The following is a 16,212-nucleotide window of genomic DNA, read 5'->3' on the forward strand; positions in this document are numbered from 1 at the left end:
CAAGGTAGAATTGCGCCTCCCGTTCGTGCGTCCCCGCAGGAGTTTTCCGCTTGATCAAGCCCCGCACCCCGCCCGGCGTCATGGAGCTTCTGCCGCGCGAGCAGATCGCCTTCCAGCGCATGCTCGACGTGATCCGCCGCAACTACGAGCGCTTCGGCTTCCTGCCGGTGGAGACCCCGGTGTTCGAGCTGTCGGACGTGCTGCTGACCAAGTCCGGCGGCGAAACCGAGCGCCAGGTGTATTTTGTCCAGTCCACCGGCGCGCTGGCCAACGCCGCGGCCGAGGCGGAAGGCGGCAAGGCCGAGGGCGGGCTGCCGGAGCTGGCCCTGCGCTTCGACCTGACCGTACCGCTGGCCCGCTACGTGGCCGAGCACGAGCACGAGCTGAGCTTCCCGTTCCGCCGCTACCAGATGCAGCGCGTATACCGCGGCGAGCGCGCCCAGCGCGGCCGCTTCCGCGAGTTCTACCAGTGCGACATCGACGTGATCGGCAAGGACGCGCTGAACATCCGCTACGACGCCGAGGTGCTGGCGGTGATCCACGCGGTGTTCTCCGAGCTGGGGATCGGCGCGTTCCGGGTGCAGCTGAACAACCGCAAGCTGATGCGCGGCTTCTTCGAGGCCCAGGGCGTCACCGACGCCCAGCAGCAGGCGCTGGTCCTGCGCGAGGTCGACAAGCTGGACAAGCGCGGCGCCGACTACGTGCGCGAAACCCTTACCGGTCCGGACTTCGGCCTGCCGGCCGAGGCGGTGGCCAGGATCCTGGCCTTCGTCGAGGTGCGTTCGGACTCGCACGACGACGCGCTGGCCAGGATCGAGGCGGTGCTGGCGCAGGCCGGCGACGCGGCCAGCGAATCGCTGCGCGCCGGCGCGGCCGAGCTGCGCGAGGTGTTGGCCCTGGTCAAGGCGCTGGGCGTGCCGGAGTCGGCCTACTGCCTGAACTTCTCCATCGCCCGCGGCCTGGACTACTACACCGGCACCGTCTACGAGACCCAGCTGCTCGAGCACCCGGGGATCGGCTCGATCTGCTCGGGTGGCCGTTACGAGGACCTGGCCAGCCACTACACCAAGTCGAAGCTGCCGGGCGTGGGCATCTCCATCGGCCTGACCCGGCTGTTCTGGCAGCTGCGCGAGGCCGGGCTGATCGAGGGCATCGCCGAGAGCAGCGTGCAGGCGATGGTCGCGCTGATGGACGAGGCCCGGCTGCCGCAGGCGCTGGACATCGCCCGCCACCTGCGCGCCGGCGGCATCAATACCGAGGTGCAGATGGAGGCGCGCAAGGTCGGCAAGCAGTTCCAGTACGCCAGCCGCGCCGGCATCCGCTTCGTGGTCCTGGCCGGCGAGGACGAACTGGCGCGCGGCGTGGTCGCGGTCAAGGACCTGGTCCGCGAGCAGCAGTTCGAGGTGCCGCGCGAGGAACTGCCGGGCACCCTGCGGGTCGAGCTGGAACAGGCCCGCGCCCTGGCCGGACGCTGAAGGATCGTCGTAATGAATCCGATCCGCCTCGACGGCCAGTCCCTGACCCGCGACCGCCTGGTCGCCGTCGCCCATGGCGCGGCGGTCGAACTCGACCCGCGGGCCTTGCAGGCCGTGCAGCGCGCCGCCGACTTTCTGGCCGAGCAGGTCCGCCGCGAGGAGCCGATCTACGGCGTCTCCACCGGCTTCGGCTCCAACGCCGACAAGCTGCTGGGCGCCCATCCCCTGCGCGACGAGCTGCCGGGCGCGGCGCCATCAGGTCGCTCCCTGCATGAAGAGCTGCAGCGCAACCTGATCGTCACCCACGCGGTGTGCGTGGGTGAGCCGATGGCCGCCGACGTGGTCCGGGCGATGTTGTGCATCCGCATCAACACCCTGCTCAAGGGCCATTCGGGGATCCGGGTGCAGACCTTGCAGGCGCTCACCGCGATGCTCAACGCCGGGATCGTGCCGGTGGTGCCGCAGCTGGGTTCGGTCGGCGCCTCCGGCGATCTGGCGCCCTTGTCGCACCTGGCGATCGTCCTGCTCGGCGGCGGCGAGGCCTTCTTCGGCGGCCAGCGCCTGCCCGGCGCGCAGGCGCTGGCCCGCGCCGGCCTGCAGCCGGTGTCGCTGTCCTACAAGGAAGGCCTGGCGCTGAACAACGGCACCGCGCAGATGCTGGCGATGGGCGTGCTGGCCCTGCACCGGCTGGAGGCGATGCTGGACACCGCCGACCTGGCCGCGGCGATGACGATCGACGCCTTCGCCGGCCGCCTGGGCGCGTTCGCGCCGGAGGTGCACGCTTTGCGTCCGCATCCGGGCCAGGTCCAGGTCGCGGCCCACCTGCGCACGCTGCTGGCCGGCTCGACCCTGGCCGACATCGCCTACCACCTGGTGCCGCGGTTCCGGCCGTGGCTGCCGGGCAGCTGGGACACTCAGGAGTCGCGCGAACTGCGCTTCGACATCGGCTGGGACTGGGTGCCGGCCGACCAGCGCCACGGCCGCGAGAAGTTCTACCTGCGCTTCCTGCCGTTCCGCGGCGGCAAGAAGCACCAGCCGCAGGACAGCTATTCGCTGCGCTGCATCCCGCAGGTGCACGGCGCGGTGCGCGACGCCGCCGCCCAGGCCGCGCGGGTGCTCGAGATCGAGCTCAACGCGGTCACCGACAACCCGCTGGTGTTTCCGGACAAGGCCGACGCCGCGCACGTGGAAGAGCAGGTGATCTCCGCCGGCCACTTCCACGGCATGCCGCTGGCGCTGGCGCTGAGCTACCTCAAGGCCGCGATCCCGACCTTGGCCTCGATCTCCGAGCGCCGGCTCAACAAGCTGGTCGACCCGGCCACCAACGACGGCCTGCCGGCGTTCCTGATCGGCAACGAGGACGGCACCGAATCCGGCCACATGATCGTGCAGTACACCGCCGCGGCGATCGTCAACGACCTGGCCAGCCGCGCGCATCCGGCCAGCGTGTTTTCGGTGCCGACCAGCGCCAATGCCGAGGACCACGTGTCGATGGGCGCGAACGAGGCGCGCCACGTGCTGGCCATGGTCGAGGACCTGGGCAAGGTGCTGGCGCTGGAGCTGTACACCGCCGCCCAGGCGCTGGACCTGCGCCGGGACATGATCAATGCCGCGCGCGCGCTGGCCCGCCGCGGCGACGCCGCCGCGCTGGCGGTCAAGGTCCAGGGCGGCCCGGCCGCGGACGCCGCGGGGCGCGAACGCTTCCTGGCCGAAGTCGAGGATCTGCGCGCGCAGCTCGCGCAGGCCGGGGCCTTCCATCCGGGGGAGGCGGTGGCGGCCGCGCACGCGCGCATCCGCGCGGCGGTGCCGTTCCTCGAGCGCGACCGGGCGCTGGATGGCGAGGTCGCCGCGATGGTCGAGCTGGTCGCTTCGGGCGAGCTCCTGCGTTTCCTTCCGGATCGCGCCGCGGCCTGAGCATGGCGGTCGCCGGCACGACCGGATCTGCACGGGAAAGTCAGCCCTGGGCCGCTTCCACCCGGTTGCGGCCGCGCGACTTGGCCGCGTACAGCGCCGCGTCGACCACCTGCAGCGCGACGTCGGCGGCCTGGCCGTCGGCATCGGCGTCGAGCACGTGCACGCCGATGCTGGCGGTGACCGGCACCAGCGGGCCCCGGGTCCGGCAGGGCTCGGCGCGCAGGCGCGCGCAGATCTCCTCGCCCAGCTCGCGTGCGTGCAGCATGTCCACCCCGGGCACCGCGGCGATGAACTCCTCGCCGCCGTAGCGCGCCACCAGCGCGCCGTAGCCGTGCAGGCTGCCGTCGATCACCCGCGCGCAGCGGCGCAGGCAGTCGTCGCCGACCAGGTGGCCGTGGCGGTCGTTGATCGCCTTGAAATGGTCCAGGTCGATCATCAGCAGCGACAGGGACCGCCCCTGGGCGCGGGTCTCCTCCAGCAGGGACTCGAAGCGCTCGCGGAACCAGCCGCGGTTGTGCACCCCGGTCAGCGGGTCGCGGCGGCTGGCCTCGCTCAGGCGCGCGTGCACCGACTCCAGCTGGGCCAGCGCCATGCGCAGCTCGCCGGTGCGCTCGAGCACCTGCGATTCCAGCTGCAGCTTGGCCCGGCGCACGATCCGCTCGTTCTCGTTGCGCAGGGCCGCGTAGCGGTAGCTGAGCGCGACCGACAGCAACAGCATCTCCAGTGCCGAGCCGATCTGCACGCCGTATTCGGTGATGAACGACTTGGGCAGCAGGCCGAACGCCAGCGCGGTGAACATGCCGGTGCCGAGCAGGAACATGCTCCAGGCCAGCAGGAACAGCCGCGCCAGCGCATCGCCGCGGCGCACGGCCACCAGCGCCACCACCACGATCCAGCCGATGCTCAGGAACACCGAAGCCGACGCCAGCGGCGTGGCGATCCGGTAGGGCAGCCAGAACGAGGCCACGCCCAGGGCGACGAAGAAGCCCATGCCGGCCAGCGAGATCCAGTCCCCCGCTGGCCAGATCCGGCGCAGGCGCAGGAAGGCGCGGGCGAACTGCTGCATGCCGATCTGGGCCAGGCAGATCGACAGGGGCACCGACAGGTCGGCCAGCCAGGGCGAGCGCGGCCACAGGTACTCGAAGCCCAGGCCGTTGAGGGTCAGCAGGACCAGCCCGAACGCGGACAGGTGGAACAGGTACCAGAAGTAGCTGGCGTCGCGCAGGGTCAGCCACAGCACCAGGTTGTAGATGAACAGCGCCAGCAGGATGCCGTAGTACAGGCCGATGCCCAGCTGCGCGTCACGGCTGAGTTCGATGAAGGCCGCCGGCGTGTACAGCGTCAGCGGCACCTGCATCGAGCTCTGGCTTTCCACCCGCAGCAGCAGGTCCACCGGCGCGCCGGACGGCAGGTCGAGCATGAAGTTGGGGTGGCGGTAGCGGACGCTGCGCGCGGCGAAGGGCAGGTGGTCGCCGCCGGCCTGGTGGGTGGTGCGGCCGTCGGCCCGGCGCAGGTACAGGTCCAGGCGGTCGCTGAGCGCGTAGTCCTGCACCAGCAGCCAGTGCGGCTGGGTGGGGTCGCGGTTCTCCAGGCGGACGTGGAACCAGTAGGCGCCGTGCTGGAAGCCGAAGGCCGCGCCGGTGCCGGGCAGGGCCTGGAAGCGGCCGGCGGCGACCTCGCGCCAGGCTTGCTCCGGTGGCATCGATCCGTCCGGGTCGTGCAGGTAGCGGGTGTGCGGCGCCAGCACCAACTGCGGGTGTGCCGGGTCCAGGGACGCGGCCGGCTGCGCCGCGGCCGGCGGTGTTGCGGCTGAGAGCGCCAGTGCGGCCGCCAGCAGGAGCCGCCAGCTCCACGCGATGGCGGCCTTCGACCAGGATGTGCGCGGCTCCATGCGGCCCCCGGAGGTCCTGCGCCGTGCGGATGCGGCGCCCGGGCAGTGTAACGGCAGCCACCGGCTTGACCGGACCGCAGGGCGACTGTTCTAATGTGTTAGCGCGTTAATACATTGGTTTGGCATGAAACGGCGGGCGACGGGCAGCGGCAGCGAGGGCGACGACGGCGAAAGCCGGCTCCAGGCATTGGCCTGCGTCCTGGCCGGGCTGGACGATGCCGCCGCCGTGCGCGCCTTCCTGCTGGACCTGTGCACCCCCGCCGAGCTGGAGGCCATGACCGACCGCTGGCGGGTCGTGCCGCTGCTGCAGCAGGGCGTGCCCTACCGCGAGATCCACGAGCTGACCGGGGTCAGCGTCACCACCATCGGCCGGGTCGCGCGCACGCTGGAGCGCGGCACCGGCGGTTATGCGCTGGCCTCCGGCCCGCGCGCCTCCACCGGCGAGAGAACCGAACCATGAGTCCCCCCCTCGGCACCGCCACCCGCGACCGCCTGCGCATCGCGATCCAGAAGAGCGGCCGCCTGGCCGAGCCTGCGCGCAAGCTGCTGGCCGCCTGCGGCCTGAGCTGGCGCGAGAGCCGCGACAAGCTGTTCTGCTACGGCGAGTCGCTGCCGGTGGACCTGCTGCTGGTGCGCGACGACGACATCCCCGGGCTGATCGCCGACGGGGTCTGCGACCTGGGCATCGTCGGCCGCAACGAACTGGACGAGCAGGCCGGCGCCCGCGCCCGCATCGGCCTGCCGCAGGCCTACCGCGCGCTGCGCGGGCTGGGCTTCGGCCAGTGCCGGCTGATGCTGGCCGTGCCCGAGGAGTGGGACTGGACCGGCCCGGACCAACTGCGCGGGCAGGGCACGCGGATCGCCACCAGCTACCCGGCGATCCTGGGCAACTGGCTGGACGCGCAAGGGATCGATGCCCAGGTGGTGGAGCTGTCCGGCTCGGTCGAGATCGCCCCGCGCCTGGGCACGGCCGAGCTGATCTGCGACCTGGTCTCCAGCGGCGCGACCCTGGCCGCCAACCACCTCAAGCCGGTGGAGAACCTGCTCGACAGCGAGGCGGTGCTGGCCGGCCCGGCGTCCGGCTTCGACGACGCCCGTGCCGGGCTGGCGCAGATGCTGCTGCGGCGGGTGGACGGCGTGCTCCAGCTCAAGGAGCGCAAGCTGCTGATGTTCAACGCGGCGCAGGAGGCCCTGCCGGCGCTGGAACGGCTGCTGCAGGACGCCGGCCCGCTGGTGCGGCTGCCGGGAAGCAACGGCGTGCTGTCGCTGCAGACCATGTGCGAGGGCGCGGTCAGCTGGCAGCAGCTGGAGGACCTGGAACGCGCCGGCGCGCGCGGGCTGATGGTGCTGGCGGTGGAGAGGTCGCTGGCATGAGCGCGCAACCGGCAAGCGAAGCGGCCTGGAACCGCCTGGACTGGAGCGCGCTGGACGAGGCCGCGCGCGCCCGCGCGCTGACCCGCCCGGTGCAGGTGGTGGCCGACAGCACCCGCCAGGCGGTGGCCGCCGTGATCGACGCGGTGCGCGAGCGCGGCGACCAGGCCCTGCGCGAGCTGACCGCGCGCTTCGACAGGGTCGAGCTGGAGCGCTTCGAGGTTTCCGCCGAAGAGTTCGCTGCCGCCGAGGCCGCGGTGCCGGCCGACCTGCGCCAGGCCATGATCGAGGCCGCCGGCCGGATCGAGGCCTTCCACCGCGCCGGCATGGCCAAGGGTTATGCGCTGGAGACCGCGCCGGGCGTGGTCTGCGAGCGCATGGTCCGGCCGGTGCCGCGGGTCGGCCTGTACGTGCCCGCCGGCAGCGCGCCCCTGCCTTCGACCGCGCTGATGCTGTGCGTGCCGGCCGCGCTGGCCGGCTGCCGCCAGGTGGTGCTGTGCACTCCGCCGCGCGCCGACGGCACGGCCGACCCGGCGGTGCTGGTGGCGGCCCGGCTGGCCGGGGTGGATCGGGTGTTCAAGCTCGGCGGCGCCCAGGCGATCGCCGCGCTGGCCTTCGGCACCGCCAGCGTGCCCAAGGTCGACAAGATCTTCGGCCCCGGCAACAGCTACGTGGACGAGGCCAAGCGCCAGGTCGCGCAGTCCGGCGCGGCGGCGATCGACATGCCGGCCGGCCCCTCGGAAGTGCTGGTGATCGCCGACGACGGCGCCGATGCCGCGTTCGTCGCCGCCGACCTTCTGTCGCAGGCCGAGCACGGCCCGGATTCGCAGGTGCTTCTGCTGTCCGACAGCGACGGCCTGATCGACCGGGTGGAAGCGGAGCTGGCGACCCAGCTGGCGGCCCTGCCTCGCGCCGACATCGCGCGCAGGGCGTTGTCGGCCTCGCGCCTGATCCGGGTGGACGCGCTGGATCAGGCCTTCGCGATCAGCAATGCGTACGCGCCCGAGCACCTGATCCTGGCCCTGCGCCAGCCGCGCGACTGGCTGGACCGGGTCGAGGCCGCCGGTTCGGTCTTCCTCGGCGACTGGACCCCCGAGGCGCTGGGCGACTACTGCAGCGGCACCAACCACGTGCTGCCGACCAATGGCGCGGCCAGGGCCTGGAGCGGGGTCAGCGTGGCCAGCTTCCAGAACTTCGTCAGCGTGCAGGCGGCCAGCCGCGAGGGCATCCTCGCCATCGGCGCCTGCGCGGTGACGATGGCCAGGGCCGAGCGCCTGGACGCGCACGCCAACGCGGTCGCCTTGCGCCTGCGCGGAGCGGCGGCATGAGCGGCGCCGCTCCCGGCACGACCCCGGCGTCCGCCGGCGAGCCTGACGCAGCCGGCGATCTGCTGGCGCTGGTGCGCGAGGACCTGCGCGGCTTCGGCGGCTATTCCTCCGCGCGCAGCCACGCCCTGGCCGGCGAGGTCTGGCTCAACGCCAACGAAAGCCCGTGGGCCAACCCGGCCGACGCCGCCGGCAGCTCGCGCCGCTATCCCGAGCCGCAGCCGCCGGCCCTGCGCCAGGCGCTGGCGAAGGTCTACGGGGTCGATCCGGCCCGGCTGCTGGTCGGCCGCGGCAGCGACGAGGCCATCGACCTGCTGGCGCGCGCGCTGTGCGTGCCGGGCCGCGACGCGGTGGTGGTCACGCCGCCGGTGTTCGGCATGTACGCGGTCAGCGCCCGGCTGCAGAACGCGCCGCTGATCGAGGTGCCGCTGGTCGACGGCGAGGCCGGCTTCGCCCCCGACCTGGAGGCGGTCGCGCAGGCCGCGGAGCGGGGCGGCGCCAAGCTGGTGTTCCTGTGCTCGCCGTCCAATCCCACCGGCGCCAGCGTGCCGCTGGAGGCTATCGCCGCCCTGGCCGCGCGCCTGGCCGGGCGCGCCCTGGTGGTGGTGGACGAGGCCTACGGCGAGTTCGCCGAACAGCCGTCGGCGACAACATTGATGAGCGGGCATCCGAACATCGCGGTGCTGCGCACGCTGTCGAAGGCGCACGCCCTGGCGGCGGCGCGGATCGGAGTGCTGATCGCCGATCCGGCGCTGGTGCGGGTGCTGCGCGCCTGCCAGGCGCCGTACCCGGTGCCCACGCCCTGCGCCGAGCTGGCCACCGCCGGCCTGGCGGACGAGGCGCTGGCGCGCACCGCCGCGCGCGTGGCCCAGGTGCGCGAGGAGCGCGCCCGCCTGGCGCGGGTGCTGGCCACGCTGCCCGGCGTGCGTCGGGTCTATCCCTCCGACGGCAACTACCTGCTGGTGCGCTTCGCCGACGCCCAGGCCGCGTTCGAGCGCCTGCTCGCCGCCGGCGTGGTGGTGCGCGACCAGCGCGCCGCGCCGCAGCTGGGCGACGCCCTGCGGATCACCATTGGAACCCCCGAACAGAACGACCGCGTGCTCGCCGCGCTGGACGCCAAGGAAGCCGCTGCATGACCCCCATCCTGTTCATCGACCGCGACGGCACCTTGATCGAGGAGCCGGAGGACTTCCAGATCGATGCCTACGAGAAGCTGCGCTTCGTCCGCGGGGTGATCCCGGCGTTGCTGAAGCTGCGCGACGCCGGCTGGCAGTTCGTGATGGTCTCCAACCAGGACGGCCTGGGCAGCGAGGGCTATCCGCAGGCCAGCTTCGATGGGCCCCACGCGCTGATGATGCAGGTGTTCGAAAGCCAGGGCATCGCCTTCCGCGACGTGCTGATCGATCCCAGCTGGCCGCACGAGAACAAGCCCACCCGCAAGCCGGGCATCGGCCTGGTCCTGCCCTACATCCAGGACCGCACGATCGACTGGAAGCGCTCGGCGATGGTCGGCGACCGTCCGACCGACAACGAGTTCGCGGCCAACCTCGGCATCCGTGCCTTCCAGCTGCAGACCGCGCAGTTCGGCGGGCAGTGGGACTGGGCCGGGATCGCGCACGAGCTGGCCGATGCGCCGCGCCGGGCGGTGGTCCAGCGGAACACGAAGGAAACGAAGATCCGGGTCGAGGTCGACCTGGACCGCGCCGCCGAGCCGCAGATCCACACCGGCCTGCCGTTCTACGACCACATGCTCGAGCAGATCGGCAAGCACGGCGGCTTCGAGCTGAGGATCCACGCCGACGGCGACCTGCACATCGACGAGCACCACACCATCGAGGACACCGCCCTGGCCCTGGGCCAGGCCCTGCGCGAGGCACTGGGCGACAAGCGCGGGATCGGCCGCTATGGCTTCACCCTGCCGATGGACGAGACCCAGGCCAGCGCCGCGCTCGACTTCAGCGGCCGGCCCTACCTGGTCTACGAGGGCAGCTTCGTGCGCGAGCGGGTGGGCGACATGCCGACCGAACTGGTCGCGCACTTCTTCCGCTCGCTGTGCGACGCCGCCGGACTCAACCTGCACATCAAGGTCGACGGCGACAACGACCACCACAAGATCGAGGCCAGTTTCAAGGCGCTGGCGCGGGCTCTGCGCCAGGCGATCCGCCGCGAAGGCGACGCCCTGCCTTCGACCAAGGGGGTGCTGTGAGCAGCGTCGTCGTCGTCGACGCCGGCGGCGCCAACCTCGGCTCGGTCTGCTACGCGCTCGAGCGCCTGGGCGTGCAGCCGCGGGTGGTCACCGACGCGGCCGGACTGGAAGGCGCCGGCCGGGTGATCCTGCCCGGCGTCGGCGCCGCGCCGGAAGGCATGCGCCGGCTGCACGCGCAGGGCCTGGTCGAGCCCCTGCGCGCCCTGCAGGCGCCCCTGCTGGGCATCTGCCTGGGCATGCAGCTGCTGTACGAGCGCTCGGAGGAAGGCGAGGTCGAATGCCTGGGCCTGCTCCAGGGCGTGGTCCACCGCTTGCCGGCCGCGCCGGGCATCCGGGTCCCGCACATGGGCTGGAACGCGTTGCGCGCGATGCGGCCGTCGGCCCTGCTGGACGGCGTGGCCGACGGCGCCAGCGCCTATTTCGTGCACAGCTACGCCGCGCCGGTGACCGCCGACACCGTGGCCGCCAGCGACCACGGCAGCCTGTTCACCGCGGTGGTCCAGCACGGCCGCCTGTGCGGCGCGCAGTTCCACCCCGAGCGCTCGGCCGCCACCGGCGCGCACATTCTCCGCAACTTCCTCGAGATGGATTTCTGATGGGTGCATTCACGCTCTACCCCGCACTGGACATCCGCGGCGGCCGCGTCGTCCGCCTGGCCCAGGGCGACTACGCGCGCGAGACGCAGTACGGCGACGATCCCTTGCCGCGGGCGCAGGCCTTCGCTGACGCCGGCGCGCGCTGGATGCACCTGGTCGACCTGGACGCGGCCAAGGCCGGCGGCTACACCCTGGCGCCCTTGCTGGCCGGCATCGCCCGCGACACCGGGCTGCGGGTGCAGACCGGCGGCGGCGTGCGCGGCCGCGACGACGTGGCCCGGATCCTGGACGCCGGCGCGGCGCGGGTGGTGGTCGGTTCGCTGGCGGTGCGCGAACCGGAAACGGTGATCGCCTGGCTGGCCGAGTTCGGCGGCGAGCGCATCACCGTGGCCCTGGATACCCGCCAGGATGAGGCCGGCGTGTGGCAGCTGCCGGTGCACGGCTGGACCGAGAACGCCGGCGCGAGCCTGGACGCGCTGCTGCCGCGCTATGTCGGTGCCGGCCTGCGCCACCTGCTGTGCACCGACATCGCCCGCGACGGCATGCTCTCCGGCCCCAACCTCGACCTGTACGCGCATCTGCGCGCGCTGGCCCCGGGCGTGGCGGTGCAGGCCTCCGGCGGCGTGCGCGATGCGGCCGATGTGCGCGACGCGCGCGAGGCCGGCTGCGCCGGCGCGGTGCTCGGCCGCGCCCTGCTCGAGGGCCGGCTGCAGCTGGCCGACGCGCTGGCGGTGGAGGACGTGCCGGCTGCGGAGAAGGCCCCGTGCTGAGCCGCCGCATCATTCCCTGCCTGGACGTGCGCGACGGCCGCGTGGTCAAGGGCGTGCGCTTCCGCGACCACGTCGACATGGGCGACATCGTCGAGCTGGCGCTGCGCTACCGCGACCAGGGGGCGGACGAGCTGGTGTTCTACGACATCGGCGCCAGCCCGGAAGGGCGCTCGGTCGACTACGCCTGGGTCGAGCGGGTGGCGCGGCTGATCGACATCCCGTTCTGCGTCGCCGGCGGCATCCGCGACGTGGAGACCGCGCGCCGGGTGCTGCACGCCGGCGCCGACAAGATCTCGGTCAACTCGCCGGCGCTGGAGCGACCGCCGCTGATCGCCGAGCTGGCCGACGCCTTCGGCGTGCAGTGCGTGGTGGTCGGCGTGGACTCGGTGCGCGAGGCCGACGGCCAGTGGCGGGTGCGGACCAACACCGGCGATCCCTCCCGCACCCGCGCGCCGGGCGCGCGCACCCTGGACTGGATCGCCGAGGCCCAGCGCCTGGGCGCGGGCGAGATCGTGCTCAACTGCATGGACCAGGACGGCGTGCGCCGCGGCTACGACGTCGAGCAGCTGCGCCAGGCGCGCGCGCTGTGCGGGGTGCCGCTGGTGGCCTCCGGCGGCGCCGGCGAGCCGCAGCACTTCGCCGACGTGTTCGAACAGGCCGACGTGGACGGCGCGCTGGCCGCCAGCGTGTTCCACAGCGGCGCCATTCCCATCCCGGAGCTGAAGCGCTTCCTGCGCCAGCGCCAGATCGAGGTGCGCGATGTCTAGTCCCGTTCCCGCCGCGCCGTTGCCGGGCGGCACCGTGCTGCCCGAGGTCCTGGACTGGTCCAAGACCGATGGCCTGCTGCCGGCCATCGTCCAGGACGCCGACAGCCTGCGGGTGCTGATGGTCGGCTACATGGACCGCGACGCGCTCGTGGCCACCCTGCACAAGCGCCTGGTCACCTTCTACAGCCGCAGCAAGCGCAGGCTGTGGACCAAGGGCGAGACCTCCGGCCACGTGCTGGAACTGGTCGGGGTGCAGACCGATTGCGATTCCGACGCCTTGCTGGTGCTTGCCCGCCCGCGCGGCCCGACCTGCCACCTGCTCAGGCCCAGCTGCTTCCCCGACGCGCCGGCACGGGCCGATGCGGACGCCGCGCCTGCAGTCACGGCCGAGGTCGGCTTCCTCGGCGAGCTCGACGCGCTGGTCGCCACCCGCGCCCGCGAGCGTCCAGAAGGCAGCTACACCACCCGCCTGTTCGAATCCGGGGTGCGCCGGATCGCGCAGAAGGTGGGCGAGGAGGGCGTGGAGACCGCGCTGGCCGGCGTGGCCCAGAACGACGCCCAGCTGCTGGGCGAGGCCGCCGACCTGGTCTACCACCTGGTGGTGCTGCTGCATTCGCGCGGGCTGTCGCTGGCCGACGCGGTGGACGTGCTGGAGCAGCGCCACCGGCGCTGAGCGCCGCGGCGCATTCCGTCGGCTACTCGCCGGGCTTGGCCGCCGCGCCGGCGCCCTCGGAAGCGGCGCGACGGGCGAGGACGGCCTCGCGATGGGCGATGTAGGCGTTGGCGCCGAGGATCACCAGGGCACCGGCCAGGGTCCAGCGGTCCAGGGTCTCGTCGAACAGCAGCCAGCCGAACACCGCCACGATCGGCAGCTGCATGAAGCTGATCGGGGTCAGCGCCGAGACCTCGCCCAGCTTCAAGGCCCGGGTCCAGAGCATGTGCCCGCCGGTGCCGAACATCCCGGCGGCGACCACCCACAGCCAGGCGATGCCCTGCGGCCATTGCCACACGCCCAGCGCCGGCACCAGCGACATCGGCACCCACAGCGCGGTGGTGTAGATCACGATCCGGTCGGCCGGCTCGCTCGCCGACAGCTGCTTGATCTGGATCGCGACGATGCTCGACAGCAACGCCGCCAGTACGGCCACCAGCGAACCGGTGCTGAAGCCGCTGGTACCCGGTCGCACGATCAGCAGCACGCCGACGAAGCCGGCCACCACCGCGGCCCAGCGCCGCGCCCGTACCTGCTCGCCGAGCATGGCCGCGGCCGCGATCGTCACGAACAGCGGGGTCGAATAGGACAGCGACACCGCCTGCGCCAGCGGCAGGTGGCCGATCGCCCAGAACCCGGCCAGCATCGAGCAGATCCCGACCAGGCAGCGGAACAGGTAGCGCGGGAACTGGGTGGTGCGCAGGAAGCCCGCGCCGTGCCGCCAGACCAGCGGCAGCGCCGCCAGCAGGCCGAAGAAGTTGCGGAAGAAGGCGATCTCGAAGGTGTGCAGGCTGGCCGAGGCCAGCCGGATCGCGATCACCATCAGCGCGAACAGGGCGGTGCTGCCGAGCATCAGCAGGGCCGCGCGCAGCGGCACCGGCAGCGGCGCGCGCGGGGCGGCGGGACGGGCCGGAACGTTCACCGCCTCACCAGCGCTCGCCGACGATCCGCGGCTCCGGCTCCAGCGCCACCCCGAAGCGTTCGCCCACCGAGGCGGCGATCCTGCGCGCCAGCGCCAGCAACTGGGCGCCGCTGGCTTGGCCGTGGTTGACCAGCACCAGCGCGTGCGCGTCCGAGACCCCGGCATCGCCCTCGCGCGCGCCCTTCCAGCCGCAGGCGTCGATCAGCCAGGCGGCCGAGAGCTTGCGGCTGCCGTCGCCGTCGCCGGGGAACACCGGCAGGCGCGGATGCGCAGCCAGCAGCGCGGCGGCCTGCGCCGCCGGCACGATCGGATTCTTGAAGAAGCTGCCGGCGTTGCCGGTCAGCGCCGGGTCGGGCAGCTTGCGCCGGCGGATCCGGATCACCGCCTCGGCCACTTCGCGCGCCGAGGGCGGCCCGGCGATCCCCATGGCCGCCAGTTCCTCGCCGATCCCGGCGTAGTCCAGCCGCGGCGCGGCGTCGCGCGCCAGTTCGAACTCGACCGCGGTGACGATCCAGCGATCCGGCGCGCGCTTGAACGCGCTGTCGCGATAGCCGAAGGCGCAGGCCTGGCGGTCCATCCGCACCCGGGTTCCCTGCTGCCGATCCCAGGCCTCGACCGCGACGATCCGTTCGCCCGCTTCCACCCCGTAGGCGCCGATGTTCTGGATCGGCGCGGCGCCGACGCTGCCGGGGATCAGGGCCAGGTTCTCCAGCCCGCACAGGCCCTGGTCCAGGCTCCACATCACCAGGGCGTGCCACTCGGCGCCGGCCTCGGCGCGGACGGTGGCGCGTCCGCCGTGCTCGCCGAGCACCCGCATCCCGGCGGCGCGCAGGGCCAGCACCGCGCCCGGCGCGTCGCCAGCGAACAGCAGGTTGCTGCCGCCGCCCAGCGGCAGCAGGGGCAGGCCGGCGATCTGCTCCAGCTCCAGGGCCTCGGCCAGGGTGCCGGTGTCGAACACCTCCAGCAGCCAGGGCGCGCGCGCGGCCACGCCGAAGGTGTTGCGCGCGCTCAGGTCGGCGTCGCGTCGAAGGAAATAGAGCGCACTCATGCGGCGGCCATGCGCTCCGTCGGCACCGGCGCGATGGCCGCCAGGGCCGGCGCGCGCCGGCGGAAGGCGCAGGGAGCCGCCAGGCTCATGCCGCGTCGGCCGTGCCGCGGCTGGGCGATTCCTTGCGCCGGCGCATGGCGTCGATGCATTCGCCGACCAGTTCCGGGCCGCGGTAGACCAGGCCGGTGTAGCACTGCACCAGGCTGGCGCCGGCGGCCATCTTCGCCACCGCGTCGGCGCCGGAGAGGATCCCGCCCACGCCCACCAGCGGGATCGATTCGGGCAGGCGCGCGCGCATCCGCCGCAGCACCAGGGTGGCCTGGCCCATCAGCGGCGCGCCGGACAGGCCGCCGGCTTCGCCGGCATGGCGATGGCCCTGGACCGCGGTCCGGGCCACGGTGGTGTTGGTCGCCACCACCCCGTCCACGGCCAGGTCGCCGAGCACCCGCGCGGCGGCGTCGATGTCGCTGTCGCTCAGGTCGGGGGCGACCTTGACCAGCACCGGCACCCGCCTGCCGTGCTGCGCGGCCAGCCGTTCCTGGGCCTCGCGCAGGCTGCCGACCAGGCGGCGCAGGGCCTGTTCCTCCTGCAGCTCGCGCAGGCCGGCGGTGTTGGGCGAGGAGATGTTGACGGTGATGTAGTCGGCCAGCGGGTACACGCGCTCCAGGCAGTGCAGGTAGTCGGAGGCGGCGTCCTCGTTGGGCGTGTCCTTGTTCTTGCCGATGTTGATCCCGAGCAGGCCGCCCTTGCGCTGGGCGCGCTCGACATTGCGCACCAGGGCGTCCACGCCCTCGTTGTTGAAGCCCAGGCGGTTGATCAGGGCCTGCTCGCCGACCAGGCGGAACATGCGCGGCTTTGGGTTGCCCGGCTGCGGTTTGGGCGTGACCGTGCCGACCTCGACGAAGCCGAAGCCCAGCCCGAGCAGGGCGTCGATGTGGGCGCCGTTCTTGTCCAGGCCGGCGGCCAGGCCGACCGGGTTGGGGAAGGTCAGGCCGAGCAGCTTGGTCGGCAAGGGCGGCCGCGGCCTGGCCAACAGGCCCAGGGTGCCGGTGGCATGGGCCAGGTCCAGCGATTTCAGCCCCAGTCCGTGGGCACGCTCGGCATCCAGGCCGAAGAGGAAGGGGCGGGCGAGGGAATACACGGGGCGGGCGGCCTCAGTTCAGGGTGGCCAGCCAGGCCAGGCCGCCGAGGAACAGGAAGAACACCAGCACGCCC

15 protein-coding genes are annotated in these 16,212 nt (G+C 72.9%); 11 read left to right on the plus strand and 4 right to left on the minus strand.

Translation table 11 applies throughout. The features are described 5' to 3' along the window. The first annotated feature begins 50 nt into the window (after nt 1-50). Together hisS and CSC62_RS07765 are read left to right on the plus strand one after the other, a co-directional pair. The gene (gene hisS, locus CSC62_RS07760) at nt 51-1,475 is read left to right on the plus strand and encodes a histidine--tRNA ligase (protein ID WP_162405602.1); all 1,425 of its coding nucleotides are present in this window, start codon (nt 51-53) and stop codon (nt 1,473-1,475) included. Nucleotides 1,476-1,487: 12 nt separating this feature from the next. Further along, a complete protein-coding gene (locus CSC62_RS07765) occupies nt 1,488-3,389 on the plus strand; it encodes an HAL/PAL/TAL family ammonia-lyase (protein ID WP_211368947.1) in 1,902 nt (633 codons plus the stop codon). Between the two features lie 40 nt (nt 3,390-3,429). On the opposite strand, the gene CSC62_RS07770 is transcribed toward CSC62_RS07765, so the two are convergent. Continuing rightward, complete coding sequence (locus tag CSC62_RS07770) at nt 3,430-5,280, minus strand: sensor domain-containing diguanylate cyclase (RefSeq protein WP_162405603.1); 1,851 nt, start codon at nt 5,278-5,280, stop codon at nt 3,430-3,432. 124 nt (nt 5,281-5,404) lie between these two features. Between CSC62_RS07770 and CSC62_RS07775 the strand changes: the two genes are divergently transcribed. The 9 genes from CSC62_RS07775 to hisIE are packed head-to-tail and all read left to right on the plus strand — an operon-like array spanning nt 5,405 to nt 12,988. Next, nucleotides 5,405-5,740 carry a YerC/YecD family TrpR-related protein gene (locus CSC62_RS07775; protein WP_162405604.1) on the plus strand — a complete coding sequence of 112 codons (336 nt, stop codon included), beginning with the start codon at nt 5,405-5,407 and terminating at the stop codon, nt 5,738-5,740. After that, nucleotides 5,737-6,654 (plus strand): ATP phosphoribosyltransferase, encoded by a 918-nt coding sequence (gene hisG, locus CSC62_RS07780; RefSeq protein WP_162405605.1) that lies wholly within the window; start codon nt 5,737-5,739, stop codon nt 6,652-6,654. Before CSC62_RS07775 ends, hisG begins: the two co-directional genes overlap by 4 nt. Further along, complete coding sequence (hisD, locus tag CSC62_RS07785) at nt 6,651-7,979, plus strand: histidinol dehydrogenase (protein WP_162405606.1); 1,329 nt, start codon at nt 6,651-6,653, stop codon at nt 7,977-7,979. Before hisG ends, hisD begins: the two co-directional genes overlap by 4 nt. Further along, nucleotides 7,976-9,112, plus strand: a complete 1,137-nt coding sequence (hisC, locus tag CSC62_RS07790) for a histidinol-phosphate transaminase (protein ID WP_162405607.1) — start codon at nt 7,976-7,978, stop codon at nt 9,110-9,112. The genes hisD and hisC overlap by 4 nt, the downstream gene beginning before the upstream one ends. Further along, nucleotides 9,109-10,182 (plus strand): bifunctional histidinol-phosphatase/imidazoleglycerol-phosphate dehydratase HisB, encoded by a 1,074-nt coding sequence (gene hisB, locus CSC62_RS07795; RefSeq protein ID WP_162405608.1) that lies wholly within the window; start codon nt 9,109-9,111, stop codon nt 10,180-10,182. Before hisC ends, hisB begins: the two co-directional genes overlap by 4 nt. Next, the gene (hisH, locus tag CSC62_RS07800; RefSeq protein ID WP_162405609.1) at nt 10,179-10,778 is read left to right on the plus strand and encodes an imidazole glycerol phosphate synthase subunit HisH; all 600 of its coding nucleotides are present in this window, start codon (nt 10,179-10,181) and stop codon (nt 10,776-10,778) included. Before hisB ends, hisH begins: the two co-directional genes overlap by 4 nt. Continuing rightward, entirely contained in the window at nt 10,778-11,548 is a 771-nt protein-coding gene (gene hisA, locus CSC62_RS07805; protein WP_162405610.1) for a 1-(5-phosphoribosyl)-5-[(5-phosphoribosylamino)methylideneamino]imidazole-4-carboxamide isomerase, read from the plus strand. The genes hisH and hisA overlap by 1 nt, the downstream gene beginning before the upstream one ends. Next, nucleotides 11,542-12,315, plus strand: coding sequence for an imidazole glycerol phosphate synthase subunit HisF (gene hisF / locus CSC62_RS07810; protein ID WP_162405611.1), 774 nt, complete (start codon nt 11,542-11,544; stop codon nt 12,313-12,315). Before hisA ends, hisF begins: the two co-directional genes overlap by 7 nt. After that, on the plus strand, nt 12,308-12,988 hold the full coding sequence (hisIE, locus tag CSC62_RS07815) for a bifunctional phosphoribosyl-AMP cyclohydrolase/phosphoribosyl-ATP diphosphatase HisIE (RefSeq protein WP_162405612.1): 681 nt from the start codon (nt 12,308-12,310) through the stop codon (nt 12,986-12,988). Before hisF ends, hisIE begins: the two co-directional genes overlap by 8 nt. A 22-nt stretch (nt 12,989-13,010) precedes the next feature. On the opposite strand, the gene CSC62_RS07820 is transcribed toward hisIE, so the two are convergent. The 3 genes from CSC62_RS07820 to CSC62_RS07830 all read right to left on the minus strand — a co-directional run bounded on the left by CSC62_RS07820 (nt 13,011) and on the right by CSC62_RS07830 (nt 16,138). Continuing rightward, entirely contained in the window at nt 13,011-13,898 is an 888-nt protein-coding gene (locus CSC62_RS07820) for a DMT family transporter (protein WP_281353292.1), read from the minus strand. A gap of 55 nt (nt 13,899-13,953) precedes the next feature. Then, nucleotides 13,954-14,997 (minus strand): UDP-N-acetylmuramate dehydrogenase, encoded by a 1,044-nt coding sequence (gene murB, locus CSC62_RS07825; RefSeq protein ID WP_162405613.1) that lies wholly within the window; start codon nt 14,995-14,997, stop codon nt 13,954-13,956. Nucleotides 14,998-15,082: 85 nt separating this feature from the next. Continuing rightward, the gene (locus tag CSC62_RS07830; RefSeq protein WP_162405614.1) at nt 15,083-16,138 is read right to left on the minus strand and encodes a quinone-dependent dihydroorotate dehydrogenase; all 1,056 of its coding nucleotides are present in this window, start codon (nt 16,136-16,138) and stop codon (nt 15,083-15,085) included. Nucleotides 16,139-16,212: the final 74 nt, after the last annotated feature.

It is taken from the genome of Pseudoxanthomonas jiangsuensis, from assembly GCF_010093185.1.
Taxonomy (GTDB): domain Bacteria; phylum Pseudomonadota; class Gammaproteobacteria; order Xanthomonadales; family Xanthomonadaceae; genus Pseudoxanthomonas; species Pseudoxanthomonas jiangsuensis.